22 protein-coding genes are annotated in these 25,854 nt (G+C 54.6%); 7 read left to right on the top strand and 15 right to left on the bottom strand.

Annotated elements, in window-relative coordinates; translation table 11 throughout:
• Window positions 1–2: 2 nt before the first annotated feature.
• The 7 genes from CIK78_RS10780 to CIK78_RS10810 form a co-directional block, all read right to left on the bottom strand.
• Entirely contained in the window at window positions 3–632 is a 630-nt protein-coding gene (locus tag CIK78_RS10780) for an ABC-type transport auxiliary lipoprotein family protein (RefSeq protein WP_096279886.1), read from the bottom strand.
• Window positions 629–1,570 carry an MlaD family protein gene (locus CIK78_RS10785; RefSeq protein WP_096279888.1) on the bottom strand — a complete coding sequence of 314 codons (942 nt, stop codon included), beginning with the start codon at window positions 1,568–1,570 and terminating at the stop codon, window positions 629–631. The genes CIK78_RS10780 and CIK78_RS10785 overlap by 4 nt, the downstream gene beginning before the upstream one ends.
• Window positions 1,571–1,576: 6 nt before the next feature.
• A complete protein-coding gene (locus CIK78_RS10790) occupies window positions 1,577–2,401 on the bottom strand; it encodes an ATP-binding cassette domain-containing protein (RefSeq protein ID WP_096279890.1) in 825 nt (274 codons plus the stop codon).
• Window positions 2,401–3,519, bottom strand: coding sequence for an ABC transporter permease (locus CIK78_RS10795; protein WP_096279892.1), 1,119 nt, complete (start codon window positions 3,517–3,519; stop codon window positions 2,401–2,403). Before CIK78_RS10795 ends, CIK78_RS10790 begins: the two co-directional genes overlap by 1 nt.
• Window positions 3,520–3,611: 92 nt before the next feature.
• The gene (locus tag CIK78_RS10800) at window positions 3,612–4,433 is read right to left on the bottom strand and encodes an IclR family transcriptional regulator (RefSeq protein ID WP_096279894.1); all 822 of its coding nucleotides are present in this window, start codon (window positions 4,431–4,433) and stop codon (window positions 3,612–3,614) included.
• A 103-nt stretch (window positions 4,434–4,536) separates the two neighbouring features.
• A complete protein-coding gene (locus CIK78_RS10805; protein WP_096279896.1) occupies window positions 4,537–5,745 on the bottom strand; it encodes a 3-oxoadipyl-CoA thiolase in 1,209 nt (402 codons plus the stop codon).
• Between the two features lie 31 nt (window positions 5,746–5,776).
• Entirely contained in the window at window positions 5,777–7,300 is a 1,524-nt protein-coding gene (locus CIK78_RS10810; RefSeq protein ID WP_096279898.1) for a 3-hydroxyacyl-CoA dehydrogenase, read from the bottom strand.
• A gap of 226 nt (window positions 7,301–7,526) precedes the next feature.
• Between CIK78_RS10810 and CIK78_RS10815 the strand changes: the two genes are divergently transcribed.
• The 7 genes from CIK78_RS10815 (at window position 7,527) to CIK78_RS10845 (ending at window position 15,027) form a co-directional block, all read left to right on the top strand.
• Window positions 7,527–8,678 (top strand): acyl-CoA dehydrogenase family protein, encoded by a 1,152-nt coding sequence (locus CIK78_RS10815; protein ID WP_096279900.1) that lies wholly within the window; start codon window positions 7,527–7,529, stop codon window positions 8,676–8,678.
• Window positions 8,678–10,279 carry an AMP-binding protein gene (locus CIK78_RS10820; RefSeq protein WP_096279902.1) on the top strand — a complete coding sequence of 534 codons (1,602 nt, stop codon included), beginning with the start codon at window positions 8,678–8,680 and terminating at the stop codon, window positions 10,277–10,279. Before CIK78_RS10815 ends, CIK78_RS10820 begins: the two co-directional genes overlap by 1 nt.
• The gene (locus CIK78_RS10825; protein WP_096279904.1) at window positions 10,276–10,752 is read left to right on the top strand and encodes a PaaI family thioesterase; all 477 of its coding nucleotides are present in this window, start codon (window positions 10,276–10,278) and stop codon (window positions 10,750–10,752) included. Before CIK78_RS10820 ends, CIK78_RS10825 begins: the two co-directional genes overlap by 4 nt.
• Window positions 10,749–12,137 carry a hypothetical protein gene (locus CIK78_RS10830; RefSeq protein ID WP_096279906.1) on the top strand — a complete coding sequence of 463 codons (1,389 nt, stop codon included), beginning with the start codon at window positions 10,749–10,751 and terminating at the stop codon, window positions 12,135–12,137. The genes CIK78_RS10825 and CIK78_RS10830 overlap by 4 nt, the downstream gene beginning before the upstream one ends.
• Before the next feature lie 138 nt (window positions 12,138–12,275).
• A complete protein-coding gene (locus CIK78_RS10835) occupies window positions 12,276–13,025 on the top strand; it encodes an electron transfer flavoprotein subunit beta/FixA family protein (RefSeq protein ID WP_096279908.1) in 750 nt (249 codons plus the stop codon).
• A 32-nt stretch (window positions 13,026–13,057) separates the two neighbouring features.
• The gene (locus tag CIK78_RS10840; protein ID WP_096279910.1) at window positions 13,058–13,984 is read left to right on the top strand and encodes an FAD-binding protein; all 927 of its coding nucleotides are present in this window, start codon (window positions 13,058–13,060) and stop codon (window positions 13,982–13,984) included.
• 83 nt (window positions 13,985–14,067) lie between these two features.
• On the top strand, window positions 14,068–15,027 hold the full coding sequence (locus CIK78_RS10845) for a nitronate monooxygenase family protein (protein ID WP_096279912.1): 960 nt from the start codon (window positions 14,068–14,070) through the stop codon (window positions 15,025–15,027).
• Here the strand turns inward: CIK78_RS10845 and CIK78_RS10850 are convergent.
• The 8 genes from CIK78_RS10850 to rarD form a co-directional block, all read right to left on the bottom strand.
• Window positions 15,009–15,788, bottom strand: coding sequence for an enoyl-CoA hydratase-related protein (locus CIK78_RS10850; RefSeq protein WP_096279914.1), 780 nt, complete (start codon window positions 15,786–15,788; stop codon window positions 15,009–15,011). The genes CIK78_RS10845 and CIK78_RS10850 overlap by 19 nt on opposite strands.
• Window positions 15,789–15,797: 9 nt before the next feature.
• Window positions 15,798–16,916 carry an acyl-CoA dehydrogenase family protein gene (locus CIK78_RS10855; RefSeq protein WP_096279916.1) on the bottom strand — a complete coding sequence of 373 codons (1,119 nt, stop codon included), beginning with the start codon at window positions 16,914–16,916 and terminating at the stop codon, window positions 15,798–15,800.
• Window positions 16,917–16,926: 10 nt separating this feature from the next.
• Entirely contained in the window at window positions 16,927–18,120 is a 1,194-nt protein-coding gene (locus CIK78_RS10860) for an acyl-CoA dehydrogenase family protein (RefSeq protein WP_096279918.1), read from the bottom strand.
• Complete coding sequence (locus CIK78_RS10865) at window positions 18,117–19,568, bottom strand: enoyl-CoA hydratase/isomerase family protein (protein ID WP_096279920.1); 1,452 nt, start codon at window positions 19,566–19,568, stop codon at window positions 18,117–18,119. The genes CIK78_RS10860 and CIK78_RS10865 overlap by 4 nt, the downstream gene beginning before the upstream one ends.
• Before the next feature lie 82 nt (window positions 19,569–19,650).
• Complete coding sequence (locus CIK78_RS10870) at window positions 19,651–21,660, bottom strand: TRAP transporter fused permease subunit (protein ID WP_096279922.1); 2,010 nt, start codon at window positions 21,658–21,660, stop codon at window positions 19,651–19,653.
• 70 nt (window positions 21,661–21,730) lie between these two features.
• Complete coding sequence (locus CIK78_RS10875) at window positions 21,731–22,894, bottom strand: TAXI family TRAP transporter solute-binding subunit (RefSeq protein ID WP_096279924.1); 1,164 nt, start codon at window positions 22,892–22,894, stop codon at window positions 21,731–21,733.
• Window positions 22,895–23,161: 267 nt separating this feature from the next.
• Window positions 23,162–24,862, bottom strand: coding sequence for a sulfate permease (gene sulP, locus CIK78_RS10880; RefSeq protein ID WP_096279926.1), 1,701 nt, complete (start codon window positions 24,860–24,862; stop codon window positions 23,162–23,164).
• An 81-nt stretch (window positions 24,863–24,943) separates the two neighbouring features.
• Complete coding sequence (rarD, locus tag CIK78_RS10885; protein ID WP_096279928.1) at window positions 24,944–25,852, bottom strand: EamA family transporter RarD; 909 nt, start codon at window positions 25,850–25,852, stop codon at window positions 24,944–24,946.
• Between the last annotated feature and the right edge of the window lie 2 nt (window positions 25,853–25,854).

Here is a 25,854-nt window from a genome sequence, read left to right on the forward strand (position 1 = left end):
CATTAGTGGCTGTGCGCATTAGCAATTACGTCTGACTGCTGTGCCAACCAGGCTGCCAACTGCTCTGTCAGCTCATCGCTGGCAAGGCCAAAGGCATCCACCACATCAGTAATGTCAACGCTGGTAGCTTGCGCGCTGGCGCTAAAGTCCATGGCAGCCAGAGGCGTTCGGTTTTGAGTGCCTAGCAGTTGCACGTCAAGCTGCACCTTAACCGTCGGTGGCTGGGTAACATAGTCGCTTTGGAAATGGCGAAGCTCGCTGAGTAGCCGCAAGTCATGCGGTAATCGATCACTGCCTACGCCAGCAAACAGCTGGCTCTGCTGTAGCCCATCTATCAAACGCGCCTGCAGCAGCTCAGGCGTATCTTCGTGCCAGCGGGCATCTTCATAAACATTGACAATAGCGCGCTCGGGATAGACCACAATCCGGTTGCTGCTCAATAAATAGCCCGCTTCCGGTGCCGCAATGCCAAGACGCTGGTTAGCTAGCGGCGCATGAGAGGCGGCGACAGCTATGGGGGCCGCGGGCAATCGATAAAGCATCGCAGGCTCACTTTCGGGCAGTATTGAACAGCCGCTGGTGAATAGCAGCGCAGTGCCAACTAAGATGCATGCCGTGTGCCGATAGTTCATGGGCGGAACTCCTTTATCTGGTCTCGGCCCAGAAGGAAGTCCGTCGGGCTGTCTTCTAACTGACGTGTAATACGGTCAAGGGTATTCAGCGTAGAGCGAAGCGACGAGAGCGCCGGCGCAATATCTTGTGCGCCTTGCAGGCTGCCTTCAATGGCGCCAGCATTGGTCTCTACTAATTGTTCGACGCGCTGTGCCGCGCTGGCCACATCGCGGCTGGCGTCGGCGGCGCTTTGCATCACTAATCGGCCATCTTCGCGCAGTAGCTGCGTGGCTTCTTGGCTAAGTGCATCGATGCTTTCAAGGGTCGTGGTCGCTTGCCGAGACACATCACTGAACAGCGCCATGTTTTCGTCCAGAGCACTCTGCTGATTCGCGATCATTTCAGTGATTCGGGCGATGTTGTTGAGAATCGTGCCTGCCTGTTCACGGTTGTTATCATCAAACAGGTCGTTAACGCTTTTTAGAATGGCGTTAATGTTCTCGATCATATCCTCACCTTCATCGAACAGTGTTGCGATGGGGGAAGGGTCTGACTGAATGAAGGGAGCATCGGCATCAGTTTGATCAATCAGCCGTTGGCTTTCCGGCGTGCCGCCGTAAAGCTGTACCGACATGCTTCCGGTGATGCTCGCAAACGCAAGCTTCGCTCGCGTGTCGGTTTTTATCGGCGTGTCTTCGTATACCCGGATATTGGCAACCACTTGGCGCGGGTCAGCAGGGTCTAGCGTAAGCTCGGTGACATCGCCTACTTCGATGCCGTTATACTGTACCGTGCTGCCAATGGATAAACCGCTAACGCTACGTTCAAATAAAATGCGATAAGGCTGGTAGTCACGTTGCCCGGATGCATAGCTCATCCATAGTGCAAACAGCAGCGCTGCGGCCACGGTCGCCAGTGTGAAAAAACCAATTAAAACGTGGTGCGCGCGCGTTTCCATGTGCTGTCACTCCGGGCTGTCTGTAGTAGGCGAAGACGCGGTATGAGCATGTTGTGCGGCTCGACCACGTGGCCCGTGAAAATAGTCTTGCACCCATTCATCGTCCGTTTGCGCTACTTTATCGATGGTATCTACCACCAGCACACGTTTTTGCGACAGCACGGCAACTCGATCACAGACGGCGTACAGTGTATCCAAGTCATGGGTAACCAAAAACACACTGAAACCTAACGCATTGCGAAGTGTTACCAGCAGTTGATCGAACGAGGCAGCGCCGATGGGGTCAAGCCCGGCCGTCGGTTCATCGAGAAATAAAATGTCGGGATCAAGTGCTAAGGCACGGGCTAGGGCGGCACGCTTTATCATGCCTCCTGATAGTGATTCGGGAAATTGCAGCGCTGCCTCAGGCGGTAAACCGACAAGTGAGAGCTTCACTCTGGCGAGATGCTCTGCATCTTCACGTGGTAGCTTGGCGTGTTCAATTAGCGCCAGCGCAATATTCTCTTGCAAGTTTAGTGAGCTAAAAAGCGCCCCTTGCTGAAAAAGCACGCCAAAGCGCCGCTCTATTCTACTGCGTTCTGTTTCATCAAGTTCATGAAGTGCCGTGCCAAGCACTTTGATCGTGCCCTCATTGGGTCGCCTCAATCCTACAATGCTGCGCAACAGCACTGATTTACCGGTACCAGAACCGCCCACCACGCCGAGAATTTCTCCACGCTCAAGCGTTAAGTCCAAGTGATCATGAACAATGTGAGAGCCAAAGCGGTTGACGAGCCCAGTTACGTTAATCACCGAGTGGTCTTTGTCCTGTTTCGGTACGTCTGAGTGCATCACCAGCCCATCTCCATAAAGAATAGCGCGGCCAGTGCATCAATCAGAATCACCATGAAAATCGACTGCACTACGCTAGACGTCGTATGTGCGCCCACCGACTGGGCACTGCCGCTAACCTTAAAGCCCTCTAGGCAGCCGATAACGGCAATTACAAAGGCAAATATCGGTGCCTTGCTAAGGCCAACTAAAAAGTGCACCACGGACACATCTTTTTGCAGCGTGCTCATAAATTGCGTCAGCGAAATATCCAGTGACAGTGTCGCTACCATGGCACCACCGGCTAAGCCGCTGAGCATACCCACAAACGCCAATATTGGTAGGCTGATTAACATGGCCATCACTCGGGGAAGCACCAAAAGCTCAATGGGGTCTAGCCCCTGTGCTTGAAGGGCATCAATTTCCTCGTTGGATTTCATGGCGCCAATTTGGGCGGTAAAGGCGCTGGCGGTTCGTCCCGCTAAGAGTATTGCAGCAAGCAAAACGCCAAATTCACGTAAGAATGAGAACGCGACAAGATCGATGGTATAGACCGTGGCGCCAAAATCTGCCAACACGGTCGCGCCAAGAAACGCCACCACGGCGCCGACCATGAAGGTTAATAACGCAACAATAGGCACGGCGTTAAGGCCGCTTTGCTGAATATGGGCAACCGTCGCCGTTAATCGCCAGCGACGTGGCCGCAACAGTAGATGACATAGCGTGGCCACCACAAGGCCAATAAACGCCAGTAGCTGGCGCTGCTGCGACCACAGCGCCACCATGTGCTGTCCAACGCCTGCAAGCGCCTGGCTGATGCGTGAATAAGAGGGAGGCTCAACGTCAAGCGGCGCGTCCATAGCTTCAGCAATACGAATGAGCAGCGCCTGCTGCTCTTTTGGCAGTTCATCTGCCCATTGCGCAACCGTGCGCGATTTCTCAATGCCGATAAGCTCAACAATCAGGGTCGCACCGGCTGTATCTAGCCGAGTAATAGCCTTTAATGAAATGTGCTCCTGTGACTTTTTACCAATCTCACTTCGAGCAATCGCTGATTTGATAGAGCGGTAATTGGCAAGCGTCCATTCGCCCTGTAGCGCCCGTGCTTGATCATCACCTGCTATCCACTCGCTTGGCATCCCCACTCCTTGGCGCTCATTATGTTAATGCGCTTCTTTAGAAGGCTATGATGCATTCAAACGAGCGTTAGTTAAAGCCTCTCGCGTTGCCTCTATCGCGCAGAGCGGGATCTGGGCGCTAGCTCTTGCTTAATGTAGGCGGCCACTTCTTTTAAGCGCGGGCCTAAGTTATTCACCAGCCGATCATGATCAAGACGCAGGCTCGAGCCGCCGCAGTTAATGGCCATTACCTCCGCGCCATCTTCTAATATTAGCGGCATAGCGACTGCGCTAATATCGCGCTGCCAATCCTGCTCGGAAAGACAAAAGCCGTATCTTTCAAAATCTTGCATGCTCTGGTGAATGCCCGCTTGATAGCGTGGCCATTCGCTGCCATACGCTTCGGCCAGTTCCTGGAGAACCTGCTGGCGACGCTCTTCTGACAGGCCACACAGCCAGGCGCGACCAATGGCGGAGGTGGCGATGGGTAGTCGGGAGCCTGTATCTAGACGAATAATAAGCGGGCCGTGGCCGTGGCAGGTTTCCAAATACACCATATCGCTTCGGTCCGCGCCGCCCAGGCTAACGTTGCAGTCGGTAGCATCGGCAAATTTTTGCAGATGTGGGCGGGCAATTTCGCGAATGCCCATATTAGCCAGAAAACGGTAGCCCAGCGCCAATACGCCGGGGCCGAGTCGATATTTCTCCAAATGGGTGTTGTGCTGAAGATAGCCCAGCTGAGTAAGCGTATAGGTTAAACGTGAAACGGTAGGGCGCGGGATATTGGTACGGTTTGAGAGTTCGGCATTGCCTAAATACTCTTCTCCAGCGCCAAAGGCGCGCAGCAGCTCTAAGCCGCGCGCAAGCGCGGTGACAAAGTTACGATCTTTTCCAGACAGTTGCAGGTCGTCGGCATCAGTGTCAAAGGGTTGCATGCAGTGTCCCAACAATAGGTGGCTTATGGTGCCCAGTATCGCATATCTATTTAGGCACATCTTTGCAGCCAGTCAGCGAAAAGCTGGCCGTTATAAAACTATCTCAGCCATCAAGGCGTTCAATGATCGTCGCGATACCTTGGCCAACGCCAATGCACATTGTCACCAGCGCATAGCGCCCGCCGGTGGCTTCTAGTTGACGCAGGGCTGTGAGCGCCAAGCGCGTGCCTGATGCGCCTAGCGGGTGGCCGATAGCAATCGCGCCGCCGTTAGCATTTAAACGTGGGTCGTCGGCGGAAAGCCCTAGCTGCTGAACGCAGCCAAGTACCTGAACGGCAAACGCCTCGTTAATTTCAATAACATCCATCTGCTTTAGGGTCAGGCCTGCGCGAGCCAGAGCTTTTTGCGAGGCAGGTACCGGCCCTAGCCCCATCACGCGTGGCGCAACGCCAGCAACGGCGCTTGCTACAATCCGCGCGCGTGGGCGCAAACCTACGTTTTGGCCAGCCGCCTTGGTACCCACAATCATTGCCGCGGCGCCATCGTTCAGCCCCGAGGCATTGCCAGCCGTCACGACACCGCCTTCAAACAGAGCAGCTAGATTGCCCAGCTTGTCTGCGGTGCTTTGTGGGCGAGGGTGTTCGTCTTTATCTACCAGCAGAGGCGGTTGTTTACGACCTTGGGAAACCTCAACGCCAACGATTTCGTCATCGTAAAAACCTGCTGCCAGTGCTTGGGCATAGCGTGCCTGGGATCGGGCTGCAAAGGCATCGCTGGCGTCACGATCAATATGTAGGTCGTGGGCAATATTGTCAGCGGTTTCGGGCATGCTGTGACTGCCATACTCTTTGCCAATCCATGGATTGGGGAAGCGAGAGCCGATCACCGTGTCGTACATAGGCTGAGTGCGTGCATAGGCGGTATCCGCTTTGCCTAAAACGTAGGGCGCTCGAGACATGGACTCTACGCCGCCGGCCAGAAACAGATCACCCTCACCTAGCCGCGCTGCGCGTGCAGCGTCCATGATGGCCGCTAAGCCACTGCCGCAAAGCCGGTTGACGGTTTGTCCCGCTACTTCGACAGGCAAACCGGCCAAGAGGCCAGCGTGGCGTGCTACGTTGCGCGAATCTTCACCGGCCTGGTTGGTGCAGCCCGCTAACACCTCTTCATAGCTCTCGGGTGCGAAAGGGTTGCGCTCCACCAGTGATTTCAATGCCAATCCCAGTAATTCGTCAGGACGAACGGTGGCTAAACTGCCGCCGTGTCGGCCAAAAGGGGTGCGTAAACCGTCATAAATATAGGCGTCTTGCATAGTGATGCTCCTTGTTTTTGATATGAGCCAACTACGCCGCGGTGAGCGACATGTTAAGCGCAGCGCGGCGGCGCAGCCACGGGCTAGGGCGATAGCGTGGGTCACCGGTGGCATCACATAGATTTGTGAGTATGGTCATAATGCGAGCAGCGCCGTAGTGGTCACCCATACGCAGCGGCCCGAAGGGGTAGCCTAAGCCCAGCTCAACAGCGCGATCGATAGTGGTCGGGGCCGCCACACCCTGCTGGGCAATGTCGGCACCCACGTTGACGATGCAGGCAATTACACGCTGAAGAACAAAGCCGTTACTGTCCTGAAGAACGCTCACAGGCGTGCCGTCGTGACTGAGTAAACTAGACGCCGCTTGAAGATAGGCAATTTGAGTTATCGGTGTGGCCATCAGGCTGCGGCGATTATTGAGCCCGGCTAGCATATCGACCGCGACGCACTGTTGGGCTTCTAGCCCCTGGCGAAGTGCACAGGTGGTGGTATCTTCACCAAACGGCGTTAGCAGGCATAGTGCTTTCGCTGTGGGCTGCGCCCCGGCTTCCAACGGCCAGCCAGCCGCGGTAACTAATTCGGTGAGCGCCGCTGCGCTTTGTGGGTCGTCCTGGCTGATCCACACAGGGCAAGGTGGCACAGACTCAATAGTGGGCTCGTCAGGCAGTTGCTGCTTGCCATCCACGTAGCGATAAAAGCCTTCGCCCGTTTTACGACCCAGTAAGCCTGCGGCCAAGCGTTGCCGCGTTAATGGCGAAGGGCGAAAGCGTGTTTCTTCGTAGTACTGATGGTATATCGATTCCATCACTGCATGGGAGACGTCTAGTCCAGTGAGATCAAGCAGCGTAAACGGGCCCATCCGGAAGCCGCCCTGGTCGACCATAATACGGTCAATGGTAGCCGGGTCTGTGACGCTTTCACCAAGAATTCGCAGCGCTTCGGTGCCGAAGGCGCGGCCGGCATGGTTCACCAGAAACCCCGGCGTATCGGTTGTTTGGGCCGTGAAGTGGCCCATGGCTTTACCTAAGGCATTGACTCTTTTGGTCACGTCTTCGCCCGTGCGCAGGCCAGGGATGACCTCGGCAATTTTCATCAGCGGAACGGGGTTGAAAAAGTGAAAGCCGATGACCCGCTCGGGTTGCTGGCAGGTCGCGGCAATGGCCGTTACCGATAGCGATGAGGTGTTAGTCGCTAACACTGTCTGCGGGCTAACGATTGCTTCTAAATCGCGAAACAGCCCCTGTTTGGCTTCCAGTTTTTCGACAATAGCCTCGACGACAATATCGCAGGGGGCGAGATCGGCAAGTTCATATGCTTCAATCAATCGCTTACTGTATTGCTGTGCTTGATCGGTGCTGATGCGCTGCTTTTCAGTGCTTCGCTGCCATAGGCCGTTGATAAATGCGTTGGCTTCTTTTACCGCCCCTTCTTTAACGTCGAATAGCATGACTTGAAGACCCGCCTGGGCCGCCAACTGAGCAATGCCACGGCCCATGGCGCCGGTGCCCACAATGCCAAGCGTGGTGAAGGGGGATACTATTGGTTCGCCAGACATACGCCAAATCCTCTCTGCCATTAGGTGCTTATTTTGCGATCAATCGTGCTTTTGTTTTGCATTGCAAAATAGTGTTTCAATTATTGACTGCTATCCTAGGCTATGCAAAAGTGCCTGACAAGCAATGTGGACGCTAGTTTTGCATAGCGAAACTATTTGATTGCACATCTAATATCAGCATTAACGTGTAACGATAAAAAGCCATCTTTTGCCTCCTGGAGCCGTCATGATCCGCGATCCCGAATTGATTAATCAGCTTGTTGATACCATCGCTCGCTTTGTCCGTGAACGCCTAATTCCTAATGAAGCGCGGCTAGCTGAAGAGGACGCGGTTCCCGCAGAGATTCTAGCTGAAATGAAAGAAATGGGGCTTTTCGGGCTGTCTATTCCTGAAGAGTACGGCGGCCTGGGCCTGACGATGGAAGAAGAAGCCCTGGTGGCAATGGAAATTGGTAAAACGTCGCCAGCATTTCGTTCGGTGTTTGGTACCAATAACGGTATTGGTGCTCAAGGTATTTTGATTGATGGCACTGAAGAGCAAAAAGCCAAATACGTGCCGCGCTTAGCCACCGGTGAAATTCTAAGTTCCTTCTGCCTGACCGAGCCCGACTCAGGCTCTGATGCTGCGAGCCTGCGTACCACCGCCGTGCGCGATGGCGATGACTATATTTTGAATGGTACCAAGCGCTACATAACAAACGGCCCAGAGGCCGATTTGTTTACGGTAATGGCGCGTACCGACCCTAATAATAAAGGCGCTGGCGGGATTTCTGCCTTTATTGTTGAAGGCGATACCCCAGGGTTAGTGCGCGGGCCTGCGGATAATAAGATGGGTCAAAAAGGCGCTCACACTTGCGATATTATTTTTGATAACTGCCGCGTGCCTGCTGACAATATTATTGGTGGAAAAGAGGGGCAGGGTTTTAAAACAGCGATGAAGGTACTTGACCGCGGTCGGCTACATATTTCAGCAGTCTGCGTTGGCGTGGCTGATCGCTTAGTGGAAGAGTCACTGCGTTACACCATGGAGCGCAAACAGTTTGGCGCGGCGCTGTCCGAGCATCAGCTCATCCAAGCGATGCTGGCAGACAGCAAAACGGAAGCCTACGCAGGCAAGGCCATGGTAATGGACGCGGCAAGGCGCAAGGATGACGGTGAAAACGTCTCTACGCTGGCCTCTTGCTGCAAGCTGTTCTGTGCTGAAATGGTAGGTCGTGTTGCCGACCGCGCGGTACAGGTTCATGGCGGCGCGGGCTATATGTCTGAGTATGCGGTGGAGCGTTTCTATCGCGATGTGCGGTTATTTCGTATTTATGAAGGCACGACGCAAATTCAGCAGCTGGTGATCGCTCGTAATATGGTGCGGGAGGCGTCCTAATGGCTTTGTCGGTTTCCTATCAAGCGCCAGATGAGGCCATTTTTGGACGTCTTGCTAGCGAGTTAATTGCAGAGCTTCCTGAGCGACTCAGTACCCGTGTGCTTGAAAATGCACGGCTTTTTGGCGATCAGCCTGCGATTGTGGATGGTCACGTCCGCTGGAATTATGCAGAGCTTGGCCAAGAGATCAACGCCGCCTGTGACTGGCTCACGGCGATGGGCATTCGCCCTGGCGATCGTATTATGACGGTGAGTGAAAACTGCCGGGCCCTCGTGGTAGTGCTGCTGGCTGCCAGTGAGTTGAATGTATGGGTCGCCATCGTCAATTCGCGCCTTTCGGCCCAGGAGGTCGATCTTATTCAGGGCAACTGCCAGCCGCGGCGAGTTTTTTATACCTGTGATGCTTCGCCAGAGGCTTGCCAACACGCCGATCGACATGGTGCGGATCGCTATCAGCATCCTCAACTGGGCGGGCTGGCCATCTCATCGCTATATGAAAGCGAGCCAGAGCCGGTCAGCGCGAGCGGTGCCGAACAGGTGGCTGCAATGATTTACACTTCGGGCACCACCGGCACGCCCAAAGGAGTCATGCTGACGCATCGCGGGATACTTTATATCGCGTCGATTTCCGGTGGCATGCGCCATCTAAGCCACGGGCAGCGCGTGTACGGCGTGCTGCCGATTTCTCACGTTTTCGGTCTTGCCTCGGTGTGTATGGGGTCGCTGTACAACGGAGCCTGCCTCTACACCGTGCCGCGTTTTGATGCCGCTCAGCTGCTAATAGCGCTTAAGCAGGAGCGCATTACCGTTCTTCAAGGCGTGCCGGCGATGTATTCCCGCGCGCTAGAGTTTTTAAAGCGTGAACAGCGCCCGCTAGACGCTCCCGCGTTGATTTACATCTCCGCCGGTGGCTCTCCTCTGGATAGCGATACCAAAAAGCGTGTGGAAGCGGTCTTTGGTCAGACGCTGCACAATGGCTACGGCTTAACCGAAGCGAGCCCGACGATTAGCCAAACGCGTATAGATGATAGCCACGCCACTAGCACCGTTGGCCGCGTACTGCCTTTACTTGAGTATCGTCTTGAGCCGCTTAGCGACAGCGGTACGGCCGAGCAGCCCGACGATGAGGTCGGCGAGCTATGGGTTCGTGGCCCCAATGTTATGAAAGGTTACTTCCGTCAGCCAGAAGCGACTCGCGTCACGCTCAGCGATGACGGCTGGCTGAATACGGGTGATATTGCTCGGCTAGACCATGACAATAAGCTGTATATTGTAGGGCGTAGCAAAGAGCTGATTATTCGTTCGGGGTTTAATATTTACCCCCCGGACGTAGAAGCGGTTATTAACGAACATCCTGCGGTTACCCTAACGGCCGTCGTGGGACGCCAAATCGCAGGCAATGAAGAAGTGGTGGCGTTCGTGCAGTGCGAGCCAGGCGTTGAGGTTGACATGGCAGAACTCAAAGCCTTCATCGCCGAACGGCTGGCGCCCTATAAGCGTCCCACTCAAATCGTGTTAATGGATGCTTTGCCTTCCACCGCGAGCGGCAAAATTCTGAAAGGTCGACTACGCGATTTAGCACAGCAGGAGAGCGACTCATGAGTGATTCGCACTGCGATAACACGCCTCAACAGGCGCTAATGGGCTATCACGAACTGCTGGGTATGCACGTGGTGGAGTGGCAGTTGGGACGCGTCGTGGTTGAGCTCATCATTGAACCTAAACATCTTAACCGCAGTGGCAATGTTCACGGCGGCGTGTTGGCCTCAATGTTAGACAGCGCCTTAAGCCTGGCAGGTTTGCATTGCGACGTGCCGGGCAATATTCGCCGTGGCATGACGCTTTCCCTGACCACCACCTTCGTAGGGCCTGCTAAGCAGGGCGTGCTGCGGGCAACGGGAACGCTGCGCGGAGGCGGGCAGAAAACCTATATGAGCAGCGGTGATATCGTTGATGCTGCCGGGAACCTAGTGGCGATGGGTGAGGGGTCATTTCGTCGCCGTAGCGGCAGCGAATCGCCGCAAGGCCTGCCTGACGATACACCGCAAGCTCAGACTAACGTGCCCGTAGAGTGAGCAAAGCCCGCCTGCGGGTGTCTTATTTGCTGGTGGTGACTCTCGCGACGCTGCTCCATTTGGTGATCGGAAGCCTTTTTTGGCAAGCCGTTGGCATTGCCGCGCTGCTGCTGTATTTGTCGACACTTGCTGGCCAGCTGACGCGCATGGCAAAGGGGCTATTGTTAGCCGCGGGCGTGCTCACTGCGTTAGCATTTTGGCGTTCATCCACGCCTGGTCAATTACTGTTTGAAGCCAGCGGTCGTTTTGCATTTTTCGCAACCTTCGTAGTGGCGTTAAGCATGCTGCGGCTGCCTGCCTATCGTTCACGCTTGGTGCGCCGGTGCGGCAAGAGCATGCTGCTTCAGCCGCCTAGTCGGCGCTACCCGATTTTATCGCTTGGCTCAGCGCTATTTGGCATTATTCTTAATATCGGCGTGCTCAATCTGTTCGCAGCCATGATTGAAAAGAGCAATACGTTGAGTGCGGCCCAGGGGCGTGTTTGGGTGCAAGAGGCCCGCCAACGGCGCATGATGTTGGCGCTGCTGCGAGGATTTTCACTGGCCCCGCTGATTTCTCCTATGGGTATCGGCGTGGCCGTGGTGCTATCGAGTCTGCCCGAGCTTAGCTGGCTGGCGCTGGCGCCGTATATATTGGGTGCGGCGGTGCTCATTTTCCTAGTGGGATGGGCGGTTGATTTTTTGACCGGGCCGCACCCTCCGGCTAATCGAGATCAAGTGTCTACGCCATCGTTGCGCCCGTTGGCCCAGTTTAGCGTGTTGCTGATGGGTATCGTGGCGCTGGTGTTTACGATTGCATGGCTGTTAGCGCTGCGCCTGCCGATTGCGGCGCTATTAGGTGCGCCCACCGGCGCATTGCTTTGGCTTGCCTGGCAGCGGCGAAAGCTGGGTTACGCGGGGCTGCCTGCCGCGCTTAGCGCTGTACATCGTCAGTTGCCCTGGCTGCTGTCACCCAGTGCCAATGAGATTGTGGTGCTGGGGGCTGCGGGCTATTTAGGGCATCTATGCGTTGGTCTAGTCGATACCCAGCAATTGGCGCCGCTGCTGGTGGTGCTGAACCAGTGGGGAGCATTCAACGCGGTGCTGGGTATGCTAATGGTGGTCGGGCTTGCCCAGGTAGGCGTTAATCCTATCGTAACAGTGACGTTATTGGTCGGCCTGCTGCCAACCTTAGGCATTGAAGGGCTAACGCCTGCATTAATTGGCGCATCGTTAATGGTGGGCTGGGCGCTGGCGCTAATGTCCTCGCCAATGACGGCCTCTATGCTCATCTTGTCGAGGTTTACGGGCGTGCCCGCGACGCAGATAGGCTATCGCTGGAATGGTCGGTTTTTGGTAGCCTCGATTCCTTTGCTGGCAGCGTGGTTTGCCTGGTCTCCTTTTTGAGCAGGCGGGTTAACTAGCACTACTCCGTGTGTAGCGCTTGACCTTTGCTGACCAATTTTTTATTGTTTGTTCTATAAATTGGAATAATATTCCGCAATGCGGAATATGATAATTTATTAATCGCTCGGAGCATCTCTTATGAAAGTACTCGTCGCGGTTAAACGCGTCATCGACTACAACGTCAAAATTCGCGTTAAAGCGGATCATTCAGACGTTGATCTGACGAATGTCAAAATGGCCATGAACCCCTTCTGCGAAATTGCCGTGGAAGAAGCAGTGCGTCTAAAAGAGAAGGGCGTGGCCACGGAAGTGATCGCCGTTTCTGTCGGCCCTAAAGCCGCGCAAGAGCAGCTGCGTACCGCGCTGGCGCTGGGCGCCGATCGTGCTATTCATATTGAAACCGACGAGCGGGTGGAATCCCTGGCGGTAGCCAAGCTGCTGGCCAAGGTGGTCGAAGAAGAGCAGCCCGGCCTGGTGATTCTCGGCAAGCAGGCGATTGACACCGACAATAACCAAACCGGCCAAATGCTCGCCGCGCTGACCGGCTTGCCCCAAGGCACGTTTGCCTCTGAAGTGGCGGTCGACGGCGACAGCGTAAACGTCACTCGCGAAATCGACGGCGGTCTGCAAACCGTCGCCCTGACGTTGCCCGCGATTGTGACCACCGACCTGCGCCTCAACGAGCCCCGTTACGCCAAGCTTCCCGACATCATGAAGGCTAAGAAAAAGCCGCTGGATGTTAAAACACCCGCCGACTACGGCATTGAGGTGGCCTCCAAGGTCAGCCTGCTCAAAGTGGAATCGCCGCCTGAGCGCAAAGGCGGCGTCAAAGTTGCCTCGGTAGACGAGCTGGTCGACAAACTGAAAAACGAAGCCAAAGTACTTTAATAAACCAAGGTACTTTAATAGGAGCTGACTTTATGAGCATTTTGGTACTTGCCGATCTTCACGAAGGCCAACTGGCTGGCGCCACTGCCCACGTTGTGGCAGCCGCGAAAGAGATGGGTGGCGATATTGACGTTCTCGTTGTCGGCGAAGGCGTACAGGCCGCCGCTGAGGCTGCCGCTAAGCTGGATGGCGTGAGCAAAGTGCGCGTAGCCGACAATGCGGTCTACGCCCACCAGCTAGCCGAGCCCATGGGCGCGCTGCTGGTTGAGCTGGCCGATGATTACAGCCACGTTCTCGCCAGCGCCTCCACTACCGGCAAAAACGTACTGCCCCGTTTAGCGGCATTGAAGGACGTTAGCCAGCTTTCTGACATTATCGCCGTCGAAAGCGCTGACACCTTCAAGCGCCCGATTTATGCCGGTAACGCCATTGCCACGGTAAAAAGCGATGACGCGCTTAAAGTGATGACCGTGCGCACCACCGGCTTTGATGCCGTGGGCGAAGGTAACAATGCTCCTGTAGAAGCGGTCGATACGGTGGTTGAAAACAGCCAGTCGCGCTTTGTCAAAGAAGAACTGGCGACGTCCGATCGCCCCGAGCTAGGCGGCGCCAAGGTGGTGATCTCCGGCGGTCGCGGCATGGGCAATGGCGAGAACTTCAAGCTGCTCGACGGCATTGCTGACAAGCTGGACGCGGCCATTGGCGCATCTCGCGCCGCGGTAGACGCAGGCTTTGTGCCTAACGACATGCAGGTCGGGCAAACGGGCAAGATCGTCGCCCCAGACTTGTACATCGCGGTGGGTATTTCTGGCGCGATTCAGCACCTGGCGGGCATGAAAGACTCTAAAGTAATCGTCGCGATCAACAAAGACGACGAAGCGCCGATCTTCCAAGTGGCCGATTACGGCCTGGTCGGTGATCTGTTTGAGATCCTGCCTGAGCTTGAGAGTAAGCTGTAAGCGTTTGAGTAATACATCAGGGCCCCGATGCGGGGCCTTTTTGCTATTGATACTCCTGAAAATAATAACCAGTGAGCCGTTCCATGCTATCGCGTCTAACCGCTTCGTTAATTCTGCCGGTCATCGGCTCCCCGATGTTTATCGTTTCAGGGCCAGAGCTGGTCATTGCTCAGTGCCAGGCAGGTATTGTCGGCGCGTTCCCTGCGCTCAATGCGCGCCCAGCCGACGTACTCCGAGAGTGGTTGAGTCATATTACGCAGAGCTTAGCTGACTATGACAAGCAGCATCCGGAAAGCCCGTCGGCGCCGTTTGCCGTTAATCAAATCGTCCATCCCACTAATGATCGTCTGGAGCACGACATAGCGCTATGCGCCGAGTTTAAGGTGCCGCTGGTTATTACTAGTCTTCATGCGCCTAATCGAGTAGTTGAACAGGTGCATGCGTACGGCGGTCTGGTTTTCCACGATGTGACTACCCTGCGACACGCTCAAAAAGCCATTGATGCCGGTGTCGACGGCTTGATTTTGGTATGCCACGGCGCTGGTGGCCATGCAGGGCGACTCAATCCTTTTGCCTTTGTAGCTGAAGTGCGTCGTTTTTACGATGGGCCGCTAGTGCTCGCAGGCGCGATTACTAAAGGCGAGCAGATTGCGGCTGCTCAGGCGTTAGGCGTGGACTTGGTGTATATGGGAACCCGCTTTATTGCCACTCAAGAAGCCAACGCACAAGCGGCTTATAAGCAAATGGTGCTCGATGCTGCGGCAGGAGACATCGTCTATACCAACCTATTTACCGGCGTGCACGGTAACTATTTACGCGCCAGTATTGAGCTGGCAGGCCTTGATCCCGATACGCTGCCAGAGGGCGATAAAGCCGCAATGCGCTACGGCTCTGACGGTAGCAGTAAGGCAAAGGCATGGCGGGATATTTGGGGCGCAGGGCAGGGTGTGGGCGCGATTACGTCGCTTCGCAGCGTAGCCGAAGAAGTCGCCACGCTGCGCCATGATTACCAGAAAGCGCTGGATCATTTGCGGCGGCTTTGACGAAACGCTGCCACCCGGGCCTGAAAATCGTCAGAAGCTTTGCATTGATCCTGCAGTTCACCTTCAAGGGTCATGGTGTCATTAAGCGAGACCTGCGCCGCTTCACGGAGTGCACGCTTAGTGGCGCTCAAGGCTTGGGGGGATTGCGCCACTAGCATCTGCGCTAAGCGGCGAGCCTCTTCGAGTACCTGGTCATCGTCGCTTATCCGGTTAGCCAGACCCAGCGCCAGGCAGCGCTCAGCCGAAATGGGTGTGGCAAGGGCGGCCATTTCAAACGCCTGGGCATGGCCAAGCGTACGCACTAAATGCCAGCAGGCGCCACCGTCTGGAATCAATCCTATGTTGATAAAAGCAAGTTTCAGGTAGGCGGAACGTCCCATAACGACCATGTCGCTGGCGAGAGCATAGGAAACGCCAATGCCCGCCGCGGCGCCCGTGACTGCTGCAATCACCGGTTTATCCATCGTCATCAGGCAGCGCAGGGCGGGCAGAAAGAGTGTTTCAAGCCGTTCGCTGGCTGGCTGCGAGGCTGCCTTTTCAAACTCTGCTAGGTCAGCACCGGCGCAAAAAGAACTTCCTTCGCCGCGTAAAATCACGCAGCGAATTTGAGCATCCTTCGCTACTGCTGCCAGCGCGTTATTAAGGGCCAGAGCGGTGGGTTCATTTAACGCATTGCGCACTTCTGGACGCGCAATGGTGACTTCTACAACGCCATTTTCGATAGTGCTGATATGAATTAAATCGTCAGTTTGATTTGGCATCTATGCTCCTTAAGCGACCTCTAAACGTTCGCTGACCGTTTCTAGATGATAGTCGCTGTCACCCAGGTAGTGATCGAACATGACCAGATGCTTGGCGTAGTTGGAGACATAGCACTCATCCGTCATACCCATGGCACCGTGAAGCTGAATGGCCTGCTCGGCAATAAAACGAGCTGACTCGCCGCAATATGCCTTGGCCGCCGCGATTTTATAATCGCGCTCGTGGGGAGGTAACGTCAGGCTAGTCGCTGCCAAAATAGCCATCGAGCGAGACTGCTCTAAGTGCAGATGCATATCCACCATACGATGTTGCAATGCTTGGAAGGCTGCTAGCGGCAAGCCAAACTGCTTTCGTTCTTTAATATAGGCCAGCGTCTGATCGCAGGCTGTTTCCATGGCACCGATAGCCTCGGCACACAGCGCCGCTCGGCCAATAGCCAACACCTCGGAAAGCGCGTTACTGACGTCCTCACTCAAGCAGTTGTCTAGCGCTAGCGTAACGTTTTCCAGCGTTAAATCCCCGGCGGACTGATCATCCATGGTGCGGTAGTGATGCATCGTGCTACCGGCAGTGCCAGCGGGGACTATGAATAGCCCTAGTTTACCGCTCTCGACACGTGCCGTAACCAGCGTCGTCGCCGCGGCTTTAAGGTTCATTACGACGTCCTTTCTGCCCGTTAATAGCCACTGGCCGTTACGTTGGATCGCCTGAGTAGAAACGGCAAAGGCATCGTAACGAGCATGATGCTCTTGCCAGGCAAGCGCTAGCTGATGTTCACCTTCTAGCAGCGGTGTTAACCAGCGCTGCTGCTGCGTGCTGCTCGCAGTAAGCGCTAGGAGCTTACCGGGGAGCAGCACGCCTGCGAGATAAGGCTCGGGTACCAGCCCGCGGCCCAGCGCCTGCATGATAATCATCAGATCGGTGCCATCGCCGCCTAGTCCGCCAACGTCTTCGCTAAAGGGCATGTGAAGAATGCCCAGTTCAGCAAACGTACGCCATAGCGCGGATGTCTCTGTACCGGCTGCATTAAGCAACGTGCGGCGCTGCTCGGGTGAAACCTGGTCGGCGACTAGGCGCGTGAGCGTCTCTTCGAGCATGCGCTGTTCATCGGTTAAAGCAAAATCCATGCTGCGCTCCTCACATGCCTAAAATAGTTTTAGCGACGATCGTTTTTTGTATTTCGTTGGCACCGCCATAAATCGATAGCTTGCGGCGATTAAAATACTGAGCGCTGCCAGCTGCACGTTGAGCTAAACCTTCATCCAGGCTGGCTTCGCCATGTAGAAACTCAGGGAAAAATGGCAGGGCGGCAGGGCCAAGTGCGCGGCGGGTTAGTTCGCTTAGCTCTTGGCGAAGCTCAGACCCGCGTACTTTTAACAGCGAGCTTTCCGCCCCGGGGGCACTGCCATTGCGGGCAGCGGCAATCACGCGCAGGTTAGTAACTTCAAGCGCCATGAGTTCAAGCTCGGCTTTTACGACCCGCTGGCGAAAGCTGGGTAGCGTCAGCAGCGGTTTACCACGGTGCTCAATACGACTAGCAAGTGATTTCAAATGGCGTAAGGCCTGCTTAGCGTGGCCAAGCCCTGCGATACCGGTGCGCTCATGAGTCAGTAGAAACTTGGCGCAGGTCCACCCTTGGCCTTCTTCACCCACGCGGTTTTCAACCGGTACGCGGACATTGTCTAAAAACACTTCATTCACTTCGTGGGCACCGTCGAGCGTTATAATCGGACGCACGGAGATGCCTGGGGTTTGCATATCAATCAGCAGAAAGCTGATGCCCGCCTGCTTTTTAGCCGCCAAGTCAGTGCGCACTAAGCAGAACAGCATGTTGGCGTGCTGGCCCAGGGTGGTCCACGTTTTTTGGCCATTGACGATGTAGTGCTCGCCGTCGCGCACTGCGCGGGTCGTTAAACTCGCCAAATCAGAACCGGCGCCCGGCTCGGAATATCCCTGGCACCACCAGTCTTGATTGTTAAGAATGCGCGGCAAATAGTGCTGTTGCTGTTCAGCGGTACCGAATTTCATGATGACTGGCGCCACCATGTTAACTCCAAAGGGCACGACGGTAGGTGCATGAGCAGCGGCGCACTCTTCATCAAAAATATGCCGCTGAACCGGACCCCAGCCGGGGCCGCCGTGTTCTGTTGGCCAGTTCGATGCCAACCAGCCTTGTTCGCTGAGAATGTTTTGCCAGCGAAGATGATCATCCGCACGCAGATAGCGTCCTAAGCGAACGCGTTCGCGGATATCGCCGGGTAATGAATCGCTAAGAAAGCGGCGCACCTCAGTACGAAAGACCTGTTCTTCAGGACTAAAGGTCAGATTCATTTTTGTGCGTCCTTGGCCGCGGCTGCGAGCGTTGCTTGGCGATGTGGCCCGCCTAAGTGGCGTGGATAGCCCAGCGCTTCTACGGCCAGTAAATCGATATCGCTTTCGCGATAGCAGAAGCCCTGTTCAGCAATACTGATGCTGATTTTTTCAAGCGCTGACTGTTGCTCATCAGCTGAAACCTGCTGCATGGCATCGTGCATTGCATTAAGTAAGCTACGCTGCTGGCTTACCACCACGTTGATACGCAGTGCTTTCAAGGTAAGCGCTGCCTGCTGCTGGATCAGCGGCTCAGCGCTAATATTTGTCAGCTCAACGATGTCGCTGTTTGCAACGATGATCAGACTTAGCATTGCCGCACTACGCCCTGGTGTATCGATCTCTTGCAGTGCAATAACGGGGATGCCGCCAGGTAAAGCGCTGCCGTCATCTGTTGGCGAATCCGGTGCCAATAAGCACAGCTCCGTTGTATCGGTGGGCTTATTTGTCAGGGTAATACCGGCTCGCTGAGCGACTTTTTTGAGTCTCTCAAACAGCGGATGCTCACCAAGGAGCGCCACGTTGTTATATCTGCTTACGTTAGCGGCGCTGTTTTTTTCAGCATCAGGCACTACGTGCGGGCTGCGCGCGGCAAAAAAGAGATGGATAAGCCCCGCGCGCTGGGGGGAGTCCATGCAGGCTAAAAATAGCTCTCGCTCACGGCGAAGCCCGGCTTGAAGCGACTGCGCCGTTACGCAGGCTTCAATCGCTTCAATAATGCGAAATGGCGAAAAAAGCGCTGGCGATGACTGAGTTAAATGCTCAAGCGTGGCGGCTATGGCTTGGGCATTAGCCGCAGGCGGGGGGAGCTCGCCGGTGATACGACATGCCTGCTCTGCGTTTAACACTTTTTTCGCCGCGGCTAATCCTGCTTCAAGTGGCGTTGGAGCATCGCTAATGGCATCAATAATACCCGCTTCAAGCGCTTCTTCAGCACCTACAAAACGCCCGCTGGTGATCATTTCTAGTGCACGCTCGACACCCACCAAGCGAGGCAAACGCTGCGTGCCACCTGCGCCCGGAAGTAGGCCAAGCTTTACCTCAGGTAGCCCCACACGCGTATCGGTTAGCGCGACTCGATAATGGCAACCAAGCGCAACTTCCAGGCCGCCGCCAAGCGCCGTACCGTGCAGAGAGGCAATCAATGGTTTGGGGCAGGCTTCCAGCTGGGAAACAACATCGGGTAGTAGCGGTGCCTGGGGCGGTTTACCAAACTCGCGAATGTCCGCACCGGCGATAAACGTACGGCCGTTGGCTAACAGCACCAGTGCGCTCGCGTGTGTATCGGCAATACCTTTTTCAAGCGCATTGATTAAGCCACTGCGCACCGCATGACCTAGGGCATTAACCGGCGGGCTGTCGATTTGGATAACGCCAATATCGCCGTGGCGCTGATAATGAACAGACATGGTTGGCTCCCGTACTGTATTTGATGACATGAATAATGATCTATTCAATAGGGTCATTTAACGTATGTTGTCGATGCCAATACTATATGGCAGGTGTGCTAAGTGACTGCTGATGGTGGCGCTGACTCAGCCGTGCCAGCAATACGCCGGGCACAAGAGCCGCTGCCGCCAGAGCAATTAGCTCCCACTGGCTAAGTGGCACCATTCCACCGCCGGGTAGCGCTAGTAGCAGGCCTGCGATTAATACCAGGCTGCGTATTATGATCTCCTGGAATGCGCCATAGCCCAGCCGACCAACGCCCATCAGATAGCCCTGCATCGCAGAGGCAAATAAAATGATGCCAATCACCGCCTGCACAAATACCACCACAATCATGAGCGGTGCGCCCTGCATAATCAGCGCCGGGTTCAGCACGAACAGGAACGGGATAAAGTAAATCACGCTACCCAAACGCATTGCTTGAAGGCCAGTGGCCATCGGCCGTGCGCCGGCAACGGTGGCTGCAGCAAACGCGCCCAGCGCTACCGGCGGGGTGATAAAGCTCAGCATGCCCCAGTAAAGGATGAACATGTGAACGGCCATCGGATCCAGACCGCCGCCTTGGATCAAGGCAGGTGCCAGCGCTACCGCAAGGAAGATGTATGCAGCGGTCACCGTCATGCCAATACCGAGCACGAAGCTGGTCACTGCGCCCATGATTAACAGTAGTGGGACGCTGCCTCCGGCAATGTTGATAAAGTCGTTAGCAATCGTGCCTGAAAGGCCGGTCATCGAAAGCGCGCCGACCAGCATACCCACACCCGCTAAAATGGCGATTAGTTCGGCAAATAGCTTAGCGGCGGATGTCAGCGTGTCTGCTACGTCTTTCCAGCCCCAGCGGTTGTGCTTAGAGAGCTGATTGAGTACTAACAAAAGGGCCGTAGCGTAAAACGGTGCGACGGCTTCGCGCTGCATAATCAGCAGCATCCATACCAGCAAGGCGAAGACGAAAATAAAGTACCAGCCTTCTTTCAGCGTTTGCTTAAGTGAGGGCAATTCTATGGCAGGCAGACCTTTAATATCGTGGCGCGCGGCGTAGGCATCGATTTGAATAAACAGGCCTAAAAAATAAAGCACCGAGGGTATTACCGCGGCTAGCGCAACGGCCGAATAGGGAATATCGAGAAACATGGCCATTACAAACGCGGTGGCGCCCATCACCGGGGGCATTAATACACCGCCCGTGGAGGCACAGGCTTCGACGCCGCCTGCAAATGAGCGGCTCATACCAATGCGACGCATGGCGGGAATTGATAACACCCCGGTGGTAAGCACGTTGCTAATAACGCTACCGCTCATAGAGCCCATCAGGCCGCTTGAGAAAATGGCGACTTTGGCCGGTCCGCCGCGCACGTGGCCGAGCAGGGCAAAGGCAAGGTTGATGAAAAACTTGCCGCCGCCACTTTTTTGTAACACCACGCCAAACACTAAAAAGCCAATCACCAAGCCTGCAAAGGCTTGAAGCGGTACACCCATGATGCTTTCGGTGCTCATGGTGTGATACATGGCCGTTTGTTCTAGCGTCGAGGGAAAGGCTTGAATGGGGCCGGGGACGATGTCGGCTACTAAGGGATAAAGTGAGAACACGCCGGCAATAATCGCGATCGGTAAACCACCCGCCCGGCGAGAGGCTTCAACGATTAATAGCCAGTAAGCGTAGCTTGCATAGATGGCCATATCAGGTGCGGCGAATGCCCAGCCACGTTCTAAAATAGGCACCGCGTTATACACAAAGTAGCCGCCCACGATCAGCGTGCTTGCGCTTAAAAGATAGTCGTACCAGGGGATTGGCTGCTCTTGCTGGCTGCTGCGCATCGGCCAAAGTAAAAAGACCAGAGGAAGTAGTAGCGCAACAACAGCGTAATAGAATTGAGTTTCAAGACCGGTGATAAAGGTAAATAAGCCTAAGTTAAAAAGATAATCCAACGTCATCAGCATTAAAATGACGGTAACAGAGGCGGGAATCCACCGCAGCGCGGTGGGGAGCTGGCGAATTTGGCTGATCTTTTCTTTAACCTGCTGAGTATTCGCAGGTGCGGTATCTGTAGTCATGGCGAGGTATCTGTGGTTATGGAAAGATCCGTCGATCAGCAAAGGGCGGCCAGTGCCGCCCCGTGGCGTTTTACTCAAAGATTGGTTCGAAACCCGCATCGCTTAATGCGCTGGCGCGAGCTTGCATCCAATCAGCCGTAAACATATCAGCATCATCGCTGGGTGCATCTTCCATAAAGCTTTCCCAGGCCATTAATAGAACGTTTTGGCGCTCTACTAATTCGTCTTGATGGGCCTGCATTTCATCCGTCCATACATCGATTTCTTTGTAATACTCCACCACGGCATCGTGGAACGGCACTACCCATTGAAGATCTTGCGACTCTAAGGCATAGCCCAAAGCGCCAGGCGCATTGTCTTTGTAGTCATCAAAATTTTCCTGAAGGGCCTTAATCAATCCATAGGCGACTTTGTCATCCAGGTCTTGATTGGCAACCACGATTGGATAAGGGTAGCTTGCGCTGGGCAGCGGATTGTCGACGCTAATGTCGCCAGCGCCAGAGGTCACTTCATGAGGGCGAAAATAGGGTGCGACTTCTGCCATGCGCTCCCAGCCTGCTGAATCGTTGGGATCTAACACCGGCCAACTGATACCGCGGGGGCTGCTGGCAAGCTGCTGTGCTGGCGGCGTCACCGTGGTGGTAAATGAAGCGTCCACATCGCCGGCGATAATGCCGTCAAATGAGCGGCCGTAGCCTGGGTAGTCAACACGCTCGACGTCATCCCAGGTAAGACCACCGAAGGCCAAATAAGCTTCTGTGCCTTTATTTAAGGCGTCATCACCACGGATATAAGCGATGCGTTTACCTGCCAAATCAGCCGGCGTTTCGACGTCTAAATCACCGGCGACCGCAAGGGAAAGCCCAAAAGACGCTGTTGAGGTAGTGATGATACGCAGCGGCTGAGGACCCCAATCGCGATCGGCAAACATCATCACGCCTTCAGCGCCGTAATAGCTGGCGATGCCACAGGCGCAAAGGTCAACGCGCCCCTGTTTAAGAGGTGTCATGCGTGATACGTCGTTATCACCAGGCAGGATACGTACCGAAGAGTCATATTTATTCTGCAGCATATTGCCGATAGCGACGGCTTGCGCGTAGCCGCTGGAATTGGTGCCATAGGCAGTCCAAGCCATGGTGCTGGGAAGCTCAACTTCACTGGCATGGCTTACCGCGGCACCCAGTAGTGATAAAGGTAATGCAGCGAGGAGTAGGCGATGAGCAAATGGATGCATTGGAATGCTCCTTTATTGTGTTGTGATGACGGCAGTGGTTACGTTTTGTTACTTTGTGTTTTGCTATGCGGTATTGTGTTTTGCTAAGTGGTCGGCTGATAGTAGAGAAGCCGCTAGGCCGCTGTCAATGACGTTCTGGTGAACTGATCTAGCGCTTAACAGACAGATATAAAAAAACCAGGCGATGGCCTGGTTTCTGAATGACATAGCTTTCAATGAAATAGCTTTCAGAGACGTGCTTTGAATAACGCTTTTGTTTTGGGAAAATTAGGAGAATTCACGCCAGGCAGCGTAGGTGCTCAAAAAAACGCGGCCAGTAAGCGCCTCTAAAAAATCACTTTTTTTGAGCTGGTCCATGACAGGCCCTTTCACTTCAGATAAATGCAGTTTTACGTCAGAGTCTTTTAAGCGCGCGTTAATAGCGTCCAGGCTTTCTAGCGCCGACGCATCGATCAAATTAACCGCTGAACAGATCAATACCACGTGTTCAAGCTCAGGATGGCTAGCCACTAGGTTATAAACGGTATCTTCCAAATAGCGGGCATTGGCAAAATAAAGGCTCTCATCTATTCGCAGCAGGGCTGCATTGCTAGCTGTTTCTACATCATGGCGTGCGGTATTTCTAAAGTGCTCGGTCCCCGGCACTCGGCCCACCAAAGCGCTGTGCGGGCGACTGGTACGATATAAAAACAGCGCGATTGAGAGCGTGACGCCACTAATGATGCCTGCTTCGACGCCTTCACCCAGCGTGAGCACAATGGTGACTGCCATGGCGGCAAAGTCGCTACGTGAGTAGCGCCAAGTCTGGCGCAGCATGGGGATATCGACGAGGGTTAAAATCGAGACGGTAATCGTCGCCGCCAGGGTCGCAATAGGTAAATGATAGAGCCAGCCGGTAAACGACATCGTTACTAATGCAATGCCTAGCGCTGCAAAGGCGCCCGCTGCGGGTGTTTGCGCGCCTGCATCGTAGTTAATGACTGTTCGTGATAGGCCGCCGGTAACCGGCATGCCGCTTGTAAAACCTGCAGCAAGATTGCAGGCACCTAAGCCGACTAACTCTTGGTTAGGTGAAATGCGCTGACGCCGCTTAGCCGCCAACATTTGCCCCATCGATACCGATTCAACAAAACCCACTAAGCTAATCAGCAGCGCTGGAATTAACAGCGACTGCCAAAGTGAATAGTCGCCCCAGGGGAAGCTAAGTGCGGGCAGCCCATTAGGAATATCGCCCACCACCGCCACGCCCGCGCCGGCTAATTGCCAGTGCCAGGTTATTAAGGTAGTAATCACTACTGCAAATACCGGCCCAGCTTTGGCGCAAAGATCTGCCAGGAAAAGGGGGAAACCTACTTTATGTAGTGTGGCTTTACCGCGCAGACGCATCGTAATCAAAAAAATCAAGGTGCCACTACCAATCAGTAAGGTAGATAAATTGTAGGTGGCTAGGTTAGGTACTAACGTAAATAGGCGCTCAACCAGCGTGAAGCCGCTACTTTCAACACCTAATAAGCTGCCCAGCTGGCTTACCGCAATCAAAATGCCGGAAGCGGTTAAAAAACCCGAAATGACCGGATGACTAAGAAAGTTACTGAAAAAGCCCATCTTCAGCAGACCCATCACCATCAACATGCCGCCTGAGAGCAATGACAGTATCAGCGCTGCCTGTAAATACGTTTCCGTGCCCGTTGCCGCCACCGAAGAGAGTGCCGCACCGGTCATTAGCGCGATGATAGCAACCGGCCCAACCGCAAGCGTTTTGCTGGTACCAAATAGGGTATAGATGAGCTGCGGGAGAATACTGGCGTAAAGACCAACGACGGCAGGTAGCCCTGCTAATAGCGCATAGGCGAGCGATTGAGGAATGACCATCACGGTGACGATCAACCCCGCTAACACGTCGGCCCCCAGTAGTCGCTTATGATAATGAGGGAGCCACGTCAGAATGGGCAAATAGCGCTTTAGCATGGATTCCAGGCGTTGTAGATGGGGCAGAAGATTAAGGGTAAGTGATATTTCATTTTGTTGCAGCGCTTATATGCAATGGTTTTAACTAGCAGCCATATTACCCGGGCGGGATTGCCATGCAGACCATGAATAAAGCGCGAGTCCTATCCAGATAAGCACAAAGGTCACAAGTTGGATAACGCCTAGGGGCTCACCGAATACGGTTAAGGCAATCAGAAATTGGATGCTGGGATTGATATACATTAGAAAGCCCAGCGTCGCCAAACGAAGCCGGCGTGCGGCGCCGGCAAAAGCCATTAAGGGAAGAGCGGTCAAAGCCCCGCTGGCAATGAGCAAGCTGGTAGATGAGGCATTTTGTAAAAAATGTGAGCTGCCGTTCCAGCTAAGCCACGTTAATGCGATAAGTGCCAGAGGGAAGAGCAGCAACGTCTCGACAAACAGCCCCGATAAACCGTCCAGCGGCACCTGTTTGCGAAACAGCCCGTAGCTACCGAAACTGAGTGCCAGCATCAGGCTAATCCAAGGCAGTTCGCCAATCACCATGAACTGCGTGGCAATCGCTGCACTGGCCAAGCCCAGCGCGACCAGCTGCAGTTTAGCCATCACTTCTCGCAGCACTAAAACACCTAGCGCAACGTTAACTAGAGGTGTCAGAAAGTAGCCCAAGCTTGCCTGCAGTACCTGCTTGGATTCCACTGCATATATATAAATTCCCCAGTTAAAGGCAATCAATAGCGCGCAGGCCAACACGCGGCCCAAGCGTTTAGGCTCGCTAAGCGCGGCGACAACCGGGGACCAGCGACGTAATACGGTGATGAGGCCGACTAAAAACAAGCACGCCCAAATGATGCGATGAATTAATATTTCAAAGGCGGGAACACCGTCAAACAAGGCAAAAAATAATGGGAAACATCCCCACATTACATAGGCGGTGAGCCCAAACATAACGCCTTTGACTGCTTCAGGATCGCGTGTTGATGTGGGAAGCATGG

This window comes from Halomonas sp. JB37, assembly GCF_002332255.1.
GTDB classification, from domain to species: domain Bacteria; phylum Pseudomonadota; class Gammaproteobacteria; order Pseudomonadales; family Halomonadaceae; genus Vreelandella; species Vreelandella casei.